Here is a 13,755-nt window from a genome sequence, read left to right on the forward strand (position 1 = left end):
GTCAAGTTCAGTCTGCAAAAAATCGCATAATCGCCTCTGCCCCCGAAACCGGAAGTTGCGGGATAATTTCCAGCCCGCTAGATTGGAGCTGTGAATTCGATGACGCACCAGGAAAAGCGGGTGCTCTGCCTGATCCTGGGTTTGTTGCTCCTCGGTTGGGCGGTTAAAACCTATCGCGTGGCGTACCCGCCCGCGGCGACCGCGCATTCATCAACTCGTTAATATGCAGGAATTACCTTTTGAAGCGATGCTGGAATTGATTCTGGCGAAGGACTCGCGTTACCAACGTGACGCATATTTGTTTGTGCGGGACGCGCTGGATTACACGCAGAAAAACCTCCGCCGAGCGAATAAGGGCGAACTCCGCCACGTGAGCGGACAGGAGTTGCTGACGGGCATTCGCCGTTACGCGCTGTCTCAATTCGGACCGATGACCATCACGGTCTTCGAGGAGTGGGGTATCCGACAGTGCGAAGATTTTGGTGAAATCGTCTTCAACATGGTGGACATCGGGTTGCTCGGAAAAACCACGCAAGACCGGCGCGAGGATTTTGCCGACGGTTATGATTTCGTGGCGGCATTCAAACACCCCTTTCTGCCGGGGAATGAAGTCAAAGTGTCGGTCGGTTGAACCCGCTCGCACCAAGTCCACACCGCCCGGGTTTCGTTCAGCAGCGTTTTAAGTTTTATCATCATGAGCCATAATGTTTCCGCCTTCGACCCCAACGACAACGCCGCACCCGCCATGCCTTCCGGCGTCCGGATCGTCACGCTGGAAAACGGACTGACCATCATCACGCGCGAAGATCACAGCGCGCCGGTGGTTTCCGCCCAAGCCTGGGCCATGACGGGCAGCATTCACGAAGGCCGCTGGCTGGGCGCGGGGTTGTCTCACGTGTTGGAGCACATGCTGTTCAAAGGCACCACCACCCGCCCCGGCAGTCGGATTGACCAGGAAGTTCAGGAAGCCGGCGGCTACATGAACGCCTACACCAGCTTCGATCGCACGGTGTATCACATTGATGTGCCCAACACCGGAATGGAGACGGCCCTCTCCATCCTCTGCGATATCATGCAAAACGCGTCCCTGCCCCCCGAGACGTTGGCCAAGGAGCTTGACGTCATCCGCCGCGAAATGGACATGGGACAGGATGATCCCGGACGGCGCTCGGGCCGGCGGCTGTTCGAGTCCGCCTATACGAAAAGTCCTTATCGCTACACGGTGATCGGCTACCTCGATATCTTCAACGAGTTAAAGCCCGAAGACATCCGCCAGTACTATCGAGAACGCTACGCGCCCAATAATCTTTTTTACGTCGTCACGGGCGACTTCAAACACGAGGACGCCGTCGCCCAAATCCGGGCGGCCTACGCGCAGACCAAGTTCCACGTCCAACCCGCCGCAGTGCTGCCCGCCGAGCCACGCCAAACCGCGCCGCGCGAGGTCATCGAAGAGGCGCCCATCGAGTTGGGCTACTTGCATTTCGCCTGGCACATCCCGGAAGTGCGCCATCCGGACGTGCCGATCCTGGACGTGCTGGCGGTCGTGCTGGGGAACGGACGCAGTTCGCGTTTCTACCAGGAAGTACGCGAGAAACAGGGTCTCGTCCATTTTGCCGAAGCTTGGACGTACAATCCGGGCAACCCCGGACTTTTCGGGACCAGCGCCATGATTGACGCGGATCAATTCAGCGCCGCTCGCAACGCTCTGTTGGCGGAAATCGAGAAACTGAAAAGTCAGTTGGCGCCGGAAGCCGAGGTGCAAAAGGCCAAAAAACAATTCATCAGCGCCACGCTGGCCACGCGCAAAACCATGCAAGGCCAGGCCCAGGACCTTGGGAACAATTGGCTCGCGGCCAATGATCTCAATTTCTCGCAGCATTATCTTGCCGCCGTTCAATGCGTCACGCCCGCGGATTTACAGCGGGTGGCGCGGGAATACTTGCGCGCGGAAAATCGGACGCTCTACGCGCTGCTTCCGGAAGGCGCCACACCCGCCCCGGCGGTGGTCAACGAAAGCAACTCCACCCACGAAATCCAAAAATTTACTCTCGCCAACGGATTGCGCTTGTTGGTGAAGGAAGACCATCGGTTGCCGTTTGTGGAATTCCGCACCGTCTTTCGCGGCGGCGTGCTGGCCGAGGACAAAAACAATCACGGCATCACGCAACTCATGGCGCGCTTGATCATCAAGGGCACCAAAACCCGAAGCGCCGAACAGATCGCCAGCGAGATCGAATCGCTCGGCGGCAGTCTGGATAGCTACGGCGGCAACAACAGCTTCGGCATCAACGCGGAAATTCTTCACCCCGACTTTGACGCTGGATTAAATCTATTGGCAGACGTGATTCTCAATCCCACCTTCCCGGCGGCGCAACTGGAGCGCGAGCGGGAAATTCAGATCGCCGGCATCCGCAACAATCGCGACGATTTGCTGAAAAGTGCCTTCCAGTCCATGCGCCGCGAACTCTTCGGGCCGGCGGGGTATGGGCTTGATAATTTGGGCACGGAGGAAACGTTGGCGACGCTGGACTCCGAGCCGATCGCGCAATTTTATCGGCAGCTTGCGCGCCCCGATAATTGTGTGATCGCCATCTATGGCGACCTCAAAGCGGAAGTCGCCCGCGCCGCAATCGAACAGCGGTTCGGCAATTGGCGCGCTCCGTCGGCGCCAGGGCCAGTCGCGGCGTCCGCCAAATCGAACCCGGTGCAAGACGGTCCGCGTCGCGTCCTGCAAGCGCGCGAGAAGAAGCAAGCCGTCGTGGTCATCGGTTTTCCCGGTTCGACTCTGGATGCGTCCGATCGCGAAGCGCTCGAAATTCTGCAGGAAATCTGCAGCGACCTAGGCTCGCGACTATTCCTGCGCATCCGCGAAAACCTCGGTCTCGCCTATTACGTCGGCGCGCAAAATCTTTTGGGACTCACGCCCGGTTATTTTGCTTTTTACGCCGGGACGGAACCGGCCCAGGTCGCCCGGGTCGAAACGGAAATGTTCAAAGAAATTGAACTGCTGCGAACGGAGGGAATCACCGCGAGCGAACTCAAACGTGCGCAAGCGAAACTCATCGGCCAACGCAAGATCGCCCGACAGGAATTGGGCGGCTTCGCCTCCACAACCGCGCTCGATGAGCTTTACGGTTTGGGCTACGGCAACACGTATCGCGAGGACGAAAAAGTGGAAGCCGTGACGCTGGACCAGGTGAAGCGCGCCGCGCAAAAATATCTTCAACCCCACTTGGGCGTGGTGGCGATCATCAATCCTGAAAAACCGGCGCGCTGACTAGCCGCGCACACACGCGCAACACCATTCCCGCATCGGAAATTCGTCTGCTACCGCTGGATTCGCGCCGTGCCGCCGCGCGCAAACGCTTTGACCTGTTCGAGCGTGGCCATGGTGGTGTCGCCCGGAAAAGTAGTAAGCAACGCGCCGTGCGCCCAACCGAGGTTCACCGCTTCCTGCTCCGTCGCGCCACTCAGCAAACCATAAAAGAATCCCGCCGCGTAGCCGTCGCCACCGCCCACGCGATCCCAAACGTCCAACTCGCAAACCGGAGATTGATACGTCTGACCGTTGACCCAGGCCACCGTAGCCCACGAATGGCGATTGGTGGAATGAACCTCGCGCAAGGTGGTGCCGACAATTTTGATGTTCGGAAATTTCTTAACCGCCCGTTCGATGGTCGCGTAAAAGGCGCTGGGGTCCAGCTTGGCCTTCTGCTCCACGTCCTGGCCCGCGATATCGAGGCCCTTTTGCAAATCCTCCTCGTTGCCCACCAGCACATCCACATGCTCCACAATGCGACCCAGCACATTAACCGCTTGCGCCTGCCCGCCCCAGATGTCCCAAAGTTTCTGCCGATAATTCAGATCGAACGAGGTAACCGCCCCGGCAGCCTTGGCGGCCCGCATCGCTTCAATGATGACTTCCCCGGTCGTTTCCGAAAGCGCGGCAAAAATTCCACCGGAATGAAACCACCGGACCCCGGTGGCAAAGATTTTTGACCAATCAAAATCGCCTGGCTTAAGTCGGCCCGCGGCTTCGTTCGAGCGATTGTAAAAGACCACCGGCGCGCGCACCCCATGACCGCGATCAGAATACACGGTGGCCATGTTCGGTCCACGCACTCCGTCATGTTGGAAAATTTGATAGAACGGTTTCACGCCCATCGCCCGGATGCGTTCGGCAATGAGGTCGCCGATCGGATAATTCACCATTGCCGTGGCGATTCCAGTGTTAAGCCGGAAGCAATCCGCCAGGTTGGCAGCGACGTTGAATTCGCCGCCGCTGACGTGAATATCGCAGTGCGTCGCCTTACGGAACGGAACAATACCCGGATCCAGCCGATGCACGAGGGCACCGAGAGAAAGAAAATCCAGCGCGCCAGTTGGGGAAATTTTCAAGCCATGATTCATAGCAGTCATCTTTAATCGCGAAGCCATCATGCGAAATTTTCGCCGCACTTCAATCTTCTTCAACCAGGAAGCCAGAAATGGGGTCATCTCTCGAAGACAGCAGCATTCGCCGTCAACCGGCATGGTGCGGACTCGGACTCTGGTACGTTTTCTCCTTTTTCTCGTTTTGAAGTGGCGAAACCCATCCGGACGCCGCACAATGTTTCCGCATGAGTTCACAGAACCAAACCGCGAACCCGCCGATGATCAAGCCGCGGCGAATCTTGGTAGTGGATGATGAACCATTCGTGTGCGATGCCATCCGGATGATGCTCGCCTTTGACGGGCATCAAGTGAAAACCGCCGGGAACGCCAAGGAGGCGCTGCAAATGTTTGCGCCCGGCGAGTATGATCTCGTCATGACCGACTACGCCATGCCCGAGATGAAAGGAGATGAACTCGCCGACGCCATCAAGGCGCTCGCGCCCCAACAACCGATCATTTTGATCACGGCGTATGCGGAAATGCTCCGCTTCGATGACGCGCCGTTGCGCAGTGTGGATTTCATCATCAGCAAACCGTTTTTGCTGGAGACGCTGCGCACGGCCATTCAGAAAACCACCGGCGAACCGGCCGCCCCGGTTTAACCCGCAATTTTCTCGATGAAGATTCGGCGTCCATTGCCGAATCATTGCGTGAAACCGGGCCGATGGCGGAGTCGAACCCCATCCGCTTCAGCACGTAAGATCACGACGACTACCCTCGGGATGACCAACCGCGTTCCGGGATTCCAGCAATGAGCGGTGGCCAAACAGAGACTCGATCGCTGAACGTGGGAGAGCGATTGGTATGAATCCATTCAAGTCCGGGGTTGGGAATCCCGGGACGTCTGTGGACGTCCATTTTCAAGACTGCTGGGAAAAACCTGCCAAGCTTCGGATATGAAAGATGTCAGCAAAAGAAGGCAAGGCGTTGAAAAACCGACCTCAACGGTGATTATTTTTGAGAGAAACTCATTGATTGAAAAATGTTCGATTGGAAAAAGTTTTGCGACAGCAGCAATACTGGTGCAGCACTTGCTTGAGTTGAACCATACTTTGTCATGAACTGGAAAGCTAAACTCGCCGCCTACCTGCACGATCCGCCGCACAAGCCAGTTGGCATCCAACACCATGAGCAGGAACGCGGCTCGTTTCTAAACCGTTTTGGTTTATCCTCCGAGGACATGGCCGCGTTCGAAAAATCTGCTGATTGGCAGGCTGCGGCTGCGGATCGTCTCATCTTTCCCGATCCGGCCAAGTCCAAATTACGGGTGGATTGGAAAGGAAGTTGGATGGAGTTCTGTCACCCGCTGGGAGGCGGCCGTCTCAGGGCGGGCGCATTTCCTCCCACGGCCGCACAACTGGAAATCGAAATCACCCGCGCTGTGGAAGCCGTGGCGCTCCGAGATGCCCAAGACTGGTCGGCCAAATTCATTGCTGGATGGCGGCTATGGCCGGAACTGGCTGCCCGCGAGCAAAATCCTCACCACGCCTATCTCGTCGCCGACACGCGCATTCCCGACCACACGCTCTGGCACCATAATGCGCTGGCGGCGACCTTCACGGGGTGCAACGGGAAACCCGCCTTTCTGTTGTTTCAGATTGGCCCGGTACAGGATTTCATTGCGCAAGCTCGGAAGACCCAGGATCTCTGGTCCGGCAGTTACTTGCTCAGCTTACTCATTGCTCAAGCCATGCTCGCGGTGGCTGATCAAATCGGGCCGGACGCCATCATTTTTCCACAACTGCGCGGCCTGCCCTTGGCGGATTTCCATTGGTGGAAGCGTGGCTACCTCGGAGATTTGAAATTTCGAGCCAGCCACCCCAACGAACTACTCACACCTAATTTACCCAACCGCTTCCTCGCACTGGTGCCGACCGATCAAGGAACGGAACTGGCGCAAACCGCCGCCGCTGCAGTCCACCAGACCTGGAACGACATCGCCGCCAAGGTCAAAACCTTCCTGGATAAGCAACTCAACGGTCAATGCCCTGATTGGGACCAACATTGGACCGCCCAGATCGCCCGTTTTCCCGCAGTGGATTGGGTGGTTCATCCGTGGAGCAAAACGTCGGAAGCCCTGCAATCCGCCGCTAACGGCACGCCTCCCTTACCTGGCGGTTGGCAGAAACATGCCTTGCGACAGGCTCAACGTTGGGCCGAGGAGTTTATTCCCACCAACGAACGGGAAGCCTACGGGCCATGTTCCAACGCTGGTTTTGCTTGGGCATTACACTTCGCCACCACGGATTGGAAACTTGCCGCCGCCAAGAACGCCCGCGGTTTTGCAGCATGGCAATCAGTCGGTCGGCTCAATGCCGATGGCGTCCCCAAAGATCACTTGGATGGGCGCAATGAAGTGCTGGGCGGCCCGGACCACGAACGATTTTGGCAAGTATTACGCGAGCGATGCCCGAAACAATTCAAGGGTTCGCAACTCTATGGCGCCTTGTCCGTGATCAAACGACTTTGGCCGGAGGTGTATTTGCCAGACACGTTAGACTTGGATTGTAAGGATCATGGTCATCCGGTGTTTCAGCCGGTCGATGCAATTGCTCAAATTGACGATGCGATTAGTAACGACCAAGAAGGTGCGGAAACCTACTATGCCGTGCTCTGTATGGACGGTGATGATATGGGGCAGTGGATCAGTGGCAGCAAAGCCGCGCCGCTGCTGAACAGCCTCGCTCAAGAAGCTCAAGACTATTTCCGCCGGCATTGGCAGACCGGAGAAGGTGGCCTCGCGGCGGATCAGGTTCAACGCCCGTTGTCGCCGGGTTACCATGTCGCGATTTCGGAAGCCCTTTCCAATTTCAGTCTCTACTGTGCGGGACCCATCGTGCGGGCTTTTGGAGGGCAGCTGATTTACGCGGGCGGCGACGACGTACTGGCCATGCTGCCGGCGCGCAACGCCTTGGATTGCGCGCAGGCACTACAACTGACTTTCCGAGGCGTCAACCCAGATCACCCAGATGCTCACGCTTCGGAGGAGGTGAAAGCTGTTCTTGGTGGACTGTTCGACTTCCCCGCTCCCGGCTTCATTACCTGTAAGCGTGACGCGGGCTACAAGACACGCCTAAAACCCAACTGGCCCTTGCTGGTCATGGGACCGAAAGCCACAGCCTCGGTCGGCATCGCCATCGGCCATGTCCGCTCACCGATGCAGGACACCATTCAAGCGGCGCGCGAAGCCGAGCGGCTGGCCAAGGAAGTCCCGAACAAAGGCGCTTTTGCGCTGCAAGTTCTCAAGCGCTCGGGCGAAGCCGTTGGTTTTACGGCCCGTTGGTCATCCGGAGTGGTGTCGGTCTGGAGCGAATTGGAAGCTGGGATTCATGATTTGAGCGGACGGTTTGCCTACCGCTACGCCAGCTTGGTCAAGGCCCTCGTTGTCACTGGCGGCGGACCGGATGGCGCCGGCTACGCCTCCGAATGGACTGAAACGCTCCGTGAAGTCATCGAAGCCGAATTACGCCACGTGTTGATACAACAAGGCGACTTCAAAGCGGATAAGGCGCGCGAGCAAGCACAACACTGGTGTGCAATTCTCACGGAAGCTCTCAATCCACGCGACTACCTCCATTTCTGGATGACTTGGGCCTTTATCAACCGCCTGACCAAACCCTCAACCGATGATTAGCTATGAACCCACTACTCATTGAACCCACCGACGTTTTGTTTTTTCGCGATGCCGTGCCGATGTCCGCTGGCCAGGGCAAAGGCGCCGGGTGCCGACTGCCTTTTCCCAGTACGCTGCATGAAGCTTTTCGGGGCAGTCTATTGCGAACGTCAGGCGAAACCATCCGCAGCAAGCAAATCGAAGGTCGCCCGCGCACGGCGAGCCGCTCCGGCAACTGGCATGTGGACGGTCATGACGGCAGAACGTTCATCGCCACCAAAGCCTATCGCTCACTGCGCACCATCGGCCCGTTGCCCTACCAGAACGGACAGTTGCGGCTGCCGGTGCCGAATGATGTTGCGCGCGCTCCCGATGGTCGCCTGTCCCGATTACAGCTCTGGCGCGATGCGGCCGTTGCCGCCCGGCAAACCGCGCCACGTCCGGCTGAATTTCGCCCGTTCTGTCTGCCGATGGCGATTACACCACCCGACAAGCATGGCCAGCTTTCCGGCTGGTGGACCACGGCTCAATACCGGGCTTACCTCGATACCGCCCGCGCACCAGGCGAGCACAAGAATAGCCCCGGCGAATTTTTCCGCCCACTGCCGACTGCAGATCTTTGGGTCGCCGAGTCGCGCGTAGGCGTGCAAATTAATCCCCGCTCGTCCGCATCCGTCGAGGGGCAGCTTTACGCCAGCAGTTATTTGCGTATGGGACAACGCACCCGCTTGGTGGCTTGGGCGGAAGTCGCTGACCCTCTACAGGCCCGCAATGGCGAGGCGAAGGCCCGTCAGCACGAGCGCGATCAACTGGCGGGGCTGGATTGGCTTTTGCTCGGCGGCGAATTTCGCCTCGCCCGCCTCTGGCACCAGACCGAAGACAGGCAGGCAATCCCTGATCCGTTGGGCGAACTTCTCTTACCGCCGGACCCGCCGTCGGGCGATGGCCCTTGTCTGCTCAAATGGATTCTCGTCACTCCGGCAATTTTTGCGCATGGCAGCCTCCCGGGCTGGTGTTGGAACGCATCCGATGGCCGCCCCCCAGGCGAAGTCCGGTTGGGCGCGTCCAAACGAAAAGCTGATCACGGACCCCTTCCCACTCGCGGCACCAATGTTGGAGCTGGACATTGTGAACCCGCATTACGAAGCGGACGGCCGCGATAAGCGAAATCTCACCCCAAACGCTTTCCTCTGTGTTGAGCCGGGCATCATCTGGCGCTTCGTGTTCTTCGTCCGCGCCGGCGCACCAGATGCCACTAAACTGAAAGAACAAACGCAAACTTGGATTAAGGATACGCTAACCCAAACCGGTATCGGTGCCAAAACTGCAGCGGGCTATGGTCGCTTTCGTCTCCCTACTAAAGACGATCGAACCGCTCAGGAAAAACGTCAGCATGAGGTGGACGCGGCTCAAGTCAAGGCCGCGGAGCAGGCCAAGTTGGAAGCGGAAAAAGCCAAGCTACGCGATGAGGCTCAAGCAAAAACGAAGCATGACTATCCCAACCCAGCTTCGTTCAAAAATCTGGTGCTTGATAAACTGAACCCCGGTCAGCTCGAGCAACTCCGCAATCAAATTCCTGCGCTGCAAAAACCGGAAAATGAATCCTGGCGCGAGGAATTGAAGCAACGGCTGGCCTCCCGTGACTACAAAGACATCCGCAAACGCCTCCGGGGGAAAGACTGGTTCCCCCCGGATTGGTTGCCGCCACAATAACACCGCGCCATGCAACTGAAATTCCAAGAATACAAGTTTACCCTGCTCACCCCCTGCTTCAGCGGTACGGCGTTGGGCAAGTACGGTGACCATGCCGAAATGCGGATTCCCCCCATCCGCGGACATGTTCGTTTCTGGCATCGGGCATTGTTCGGCGCGAACGACGCGAACCGTATTTGGGGCAGCGCCAGCGGTAATGAAGGACAAGGCAGCCGGGTGGCGCTCCGCTTTGTCGGTTCGGTGCCCAGCAAACACGCCCATCCCAAAGCCACCACGCTGCCGCACAAGGATAATCCGGGCCAGCGTGGGCCGCGCCCCGCTTTGGCGGCCGGCGAATCGTTCACCCTTCACCTGCAACGCTTGGTCGGCTGCACCCACGATGACTGGGATCACGCCCGACGCGCCGTCAAACTTTGGTTGCTCCTTGGCGGCCTCGGGCTGCGTGCCAACCGCGCTGCCGGCAGCGTGTGGCCTTTGCCGTCCGGAGGTTGGGACAAACCGCCAGCGACCCGAGAGGAGCTCAAGCAAACCCTGAGAGATATTGGCTGCCGCTGGCCCGTCAGTTTGATCGGAGAAAATGCAGAAAAGGACGCAACGGAATTGCGGGAGGTCGCATCAGACACGGTCAACAATGCAGAATACTTTGGTTCTGCCGGCAGGGATCGTAAACCGTCCCCCACCAAATTCAAAGTGATCCGCCTGGGATCAGCCTGCTGTTTGTTGGCCACCGCTCCGCGCGCTGACAACCACTCCAGCCCACTCCCCGGTGCCCATGCTCTCTTGAAGGATAAATTCCGCTGGAAAGCGCTCGGCGAATGGCACCCTTTACTCCCATGAAATCTCGTTTGCCTGATCCCTCGTGGCCGCCGCCATGGGCCCTGACTGGAAAGCCAACCCTCAATGGTCTGCTGCGCATTCAGACACCGACCGACCGGCGCATCTCCAAACGTCCACTTTATTTTTGACAAAACTCTGATGTTCCAACCTATACCCAAGTTATGAAAACACAGCTCTGCTTGCTCAGTGGCGAATTGATGCCCAACGTTATTGGCGTGCTGCATTCGGGCGTCCGACAGGTGCTGCCCATTGTCAGCCGTGAATCCGCGGCCCAGGTGGATAGTTTCCGGCAGACACTGGCTGCCACCGGCAATCCGGTAACCGTACTCGACCCTGTCACGGTGCTGCCGTTTGATCCTGCGGACTGCCGAAACACTCTCAGTCAAGCCATCGGAAACCATCCAGATTTGGAAATCAATTGGACCGGTGGAACCAAGATCATGAGCTACGCCGTCCGCCAGCTGGCGGAAAAACACGGACTTCCCGCCTTGTACGTCAATACCAATGGTCGGGAAATCCTCCGCGAAAATCCCGCCGACGGCAGCGTACGGTCCGAGATGATTGATACGGCGCGACTGGGGTTAAACGTGTTGACCCATATTCTCGCCGCCGGGCATACGGTCGAAGGAGGGGAGTCGCTGGAGGCCTTTCGCACCCGCTGTACGCCCGCTCCCGAACTGGTTCAAGCGGCCACCCTCATTCTGGATGCCCGGCCATCGGAACGTTATGAATTGCGTGAACTGGCAAAAGCTGATCGCGCCGCTTTCCAACCACAACAACTGAACGCCGATTTTCTCAAGGCGCTGACCCAGGCCGGTCTGATTGAGCCCGCTGCGGATGCGGGAAAATTCTTCCTCGCGCATACCACCAAACTCCATCCGTTCCATCGGCAGAGTCCTGAGGAGCAAAATGCTATTTTCCTGCGCAGCACTTATCTTGAAGTTTTCTTGTGGTCGCAGATTAAGGAGCGCAGCGCGATCGAAGACGTCGCCTGGCATGTCGCGCTCAATCCCGGCGTTCGGGGCCGTGCTGCTGAACTGGACGTTGCCCTGGCTCACGAAGGGCGTTTCGTGGTGTTGGAATGCAAACAACACTTGGACCTGAAAGAGCTGGCGAAGGTGATTGAAGAGCAGGCGGCTCGGACCCGTCGCATCGGGCGATTATTTGGACGCTGGATGCTCTATATTCATCATTCGCGGGCGGAATACGATGCCCCCGGATCTGACGCCATTATTGCCAGTCAGGCAGCCAGAGCTGCTGACTACGGCGGCAAACTACTTTGGCACGACGATCTAAAAGATCTGCCGGTCACGGTCGCCTCTTTTCTTAACGAAGGTCGGCTCACGCTTTGATATGGGAAAATCATGACCCTCGACGTTTCCACTCTCTACGTCGCCACCGGCACCGCCAAATTGGCCGATCTGCCCGCTTACGAAGCCCGTGTGCGTGAACTCGTTCCCCCCGGTGCGGACGTAACTCTCACCGGCCCGGGACCGGTCTGGCTTTACCTCCGTCTCGCCCACCGGCTGCATGGTCGCGTCCGCATCCTGACCTACACCAGTCCCGTTAGCGGCCCCGTCGAGATTTTCAACCATAACCCCGGTTGAATCATGAAGACCGAACGCAAACCCCGTGCCCGCGCGAAGTCCAATCTGGCCGGCAAACCTCCGGCCCGGTCACTTCCCGCCGACACCAGAAAGCCTGACGTGAAATCACGAGCGGTGTTGCTCGCGGTCATGGGCACCTCCCCGGCCATTCTCACCGAAACGGTCTGGGCCTTGGCCCAAGGCGATGACCGGCACCCGCCCGTCATTCCCGACGAAGTCGTCGCCATCACCACCTGCCAGGGACGGGACAAAATCAACGCGCAATTGCTCGCGTCGCCGCCGGACGGGAGCGGGCAAAGCATCTGGCAATCCCTCCGGCGGACGCTATTGGGCGCCGACGCGGTGGCGGAACCCCGGCTCACACTCCGGATCGAGGTCATCGCGCGCCCGGCCCCGCTGACCGGACAGCTCACGCTCCTGACGGATATTCTGACCCTCGAAGACAACCTGGCGGCGGCCGAATTCATTTTCCAACACGTCCGCGCCCATGTCAGTGCCGACGATACCCGACTCATCGCCTCGCTGGCAGGCGGGCGCAAAACCATGAGTTCCCTGCTCCACGCCACCTTCAGCCATCTGGCCCGACCGCAAGACCGCTTGACGCACATTTTGGTGAACGAACCGTTTGATGGCGCCGTCCAGCCGCTATTTTTTTATCCCGGCCAACCCCAGCAGAAACTGACGGATCGAGGTGGAAAAGTGTGGACTGCTCGGGACGCGCGGCTGCTGCTGGCCGACGTACCCTTTGCGCCCATGCGCCTGCGGTTTCCTGACATTGAGAAAATCCCCATGCGTTTCCACACGCTGCTGAAAACCTACTCGGAAACCTGGCAGCGCGACGCCACCGAACCCGCGCGCATCGAGCTGCACCACACGCCCCCACGCGTGGTGGTGGATGGTCTCAGCGTGGAACTCGAAAGCGAACGCCAACTCACCGTCATCCAGTTTCTGCTGCGGGCCAACCGAGAGAGATGGGTGCAAAAGAACCAGGACGAAGCGCTGGCTATCTTCAAGGCCACGCATGGGTACCCACCGGAATCGGGCAACGTACCCCCGGCGTTAAAGGCCACCCTTGAGAAACTCTCCGCCGCAGGTCAAAAAAAGCCGGGTCCCGAATGGATCAAAAACGCAACCACGGACGACATCAAACGTCCATTGAGCTACTGGCGGCGCCTTCTCGAGAAAAAGGGCAGCCGCTGGGTGCCTCCCAAGCGTGACTTGCGCTTTCCTCCCTTCGAATTGGTGTAGGTCCGCGAGCCACCGTCACTACGACGTCCCCGGACGTCCACCAGCGCGACAACTTTATCCCGGTCGTTTACTCTATGCACATGAAAAAAATAGCTTTAAGCTCATTTTCGAACAACTGGCCGAACCGTATTGAAATCGTCCTGCGCATCAGCGTGCTGGTTCTTTTGATCACCATGCTGATCAAACTGATGCTTCTGCCAAGCCTAACCCTCATAATGAGTCTGGCGGTAATGACCATCCTCGCGTCCGCCGTTTCCGGCATCTTGCGTGAATTGCGGCGGTGGCGGTCCTGAACGGCTC

At 58.4% G+C, this 13,755-nt stretch carries 13 protein-coding genes; 12 read left to right on the plus strand and 1 reads right to left on the minus strand.

Annotation, left to right across the window (positions count from 1 at the left end; genetic code table 11):
• The first annotated feature begins 223 nt into the window (after positions 1-223).
• On the plus strand, positions 224-631 hold the full coding sequence (locus M9920_00115) for a hypothetical protein (protein MCO5050697.1): 408 nt from the start codon (positions 224-226) through the stop codon (positions 629-631).
• 63 nt (positions 632-694) lie between these two features.
• Positions 695-3,280 (plus strand): insulinase family protein, encoded by a 2,586-nt coding sequence (locus tag M9920_00120; GenBank protein MCO5050698.1) that lies wholly within the window; start codon positions 695-697, stop codon positions 3,278-3,280.
• A 50-nt stretch (positions 3,281-3,330) separates the two neighbouring features.
• Here the strand turns inward: M9920_00120 and M9920_00125 are convergent, their stop codons facing one another.
• Positions 3,331-4,413, minus strand: coding sequence for a sugar kinase (locus M9920_00125; protein ID MCO5050699.1), 1,083 nt, complete (start codon positions 4,411-4,413; stop codon positions 3,331-3,333).
• A 209-nt stretch (positions 4,414-4,622) separates the two neighbouring features.
• Between M9920_00125 and M9920_00130 the strand changes: the two genes are divergently transcribed.
• From M9920_00130 to M9920_00175, 10 genes are all read left to right on the plus strand, one after another.
• The gene (locus M9920_00130) at positions 4,623-5,039 is read left to right on the plus strand and encodes a response regulator (protein ID MCO5050700.1); all 417 of its coding nucleotides are present in this window, start codon (positions 4,623-4,625) and stop codon (positions 5,037-5,039) included.
• 294 nt (positions 5,040-5,333) lie between these two features.
• On the plus strand, positions 5,334-5,498 hold the full coding sequence (locus M9920_00135) for a hypothetical protein (GenBank protein MCO5050701.1): 165 nt from the start codon (positions 5,334-5,336) through the stop codon (positions 5,496-5,498).
• Positions 5,495-8,071: a type III-B CRISPR-associated protein Cas10/Cmr2 gene (gene cas10, locus M9920_00140; protein MCO5050702.1), complete on the plus strand. Its 2,577-nt coding sequence runs from the start codon at positions 5,495-5,497 to the stop codon at positions 8,069-8,071. Before M9920_00135 ends, cas10 begins: the two co-directional genes overlap by 4 nt.
• Before the next feature lie 2 nt (positions 8,072-8,073).
• The gene (locus M9920_00145; GenBank protein ID MCO5050703.1) at positions 8,074-9,213 is read left to right on the plus strand and encodes a type III-B CRISPR module-associated protein Cmr3; all 1,140 of its coding nucleotides are present in this window, start codon (positions 8,074-8,076) and stop codon (positions 9,211-9,213) included.
• The gene (locus M9920_00150; GenBank protein MCO5050704.1) at positions 9,179-9,763 is read left to right on the plus strand and encodes a hypothetical protein; all 585 of its coding nucleotides are present in this window, start codon (positions 9,179-9,181) and stop codon (positions 9,761-9,763) included. Before M9920_00145 ends, M9920_00150 begins: the two co-directional genes overlap by 35 nt.
• Positions 9,764-9,772: 9 nt before the next feature.
• Complete coding sequence (locus M9920_00155; protein ID MCO5050705.1) at positions 9,773-10,600, plus strand: hypothetical protein; 828 nt, start codon at positions 9,773-9,775, stop codon at positions 10,598-10,600.
• Between the two features lie 179 nt (positions 10,601-10,779).
• A complete protein-coding gene (locus tag M9920_00160; protein MCO5050706.1) occupies positions 10,780-11,952 on the plus strand; it encodes a hypothetical protein in 1,173 nt (390 codons plus the stop codon).
• A 12-nt stretch (positions 11,953-11,964) separates the two neighbouring features.
• Positions 11,965-12,207, plus strand: coding sequence for a CRISPR-associated protein Csx3 (locus tag M9920_00165; GenBank protein ID MCO5050707.1), 243 nt, complete (start codon positions 11,965-11,967; stop codon positions 12,205-12,207).
• A 3-nt stretch (positions 12,208-12,210) separates the two neighbouring features.
• A complete protein-coding gene (gene csm6, locus M9920_00170; GenBank protein ID MCO5050708.1) occupies positions 12,211-13,455 on the plus strand; it encodes a CRISPR-associated ring nuclease Csm6 in 1,245 nt (414 codons plus the stop codon).
• Positions 13,456-13,529: 74 nt separating this feature from the next.
• On the plus strand, positions 13,530-13,748 hold the full coding sequence (locus tag M9920_00175) for a hypothetical protein (protein ID MCO5050709.1): 219 nt from the start codon (positions 13,530-13,532) through the stop codon (positions 13,746-13,748).
• Positions 13,749-13,755: the final 7 nt, after the last annotated feature.

Source organism: Verrucomicrobiia bacterium, assembly GCA_023953615.1.
GTDB lineage: Bacteria > Verrucomicrobiota > Verrucomicrobiia > Limisphaerales > JADLHS01 > JADLHS01.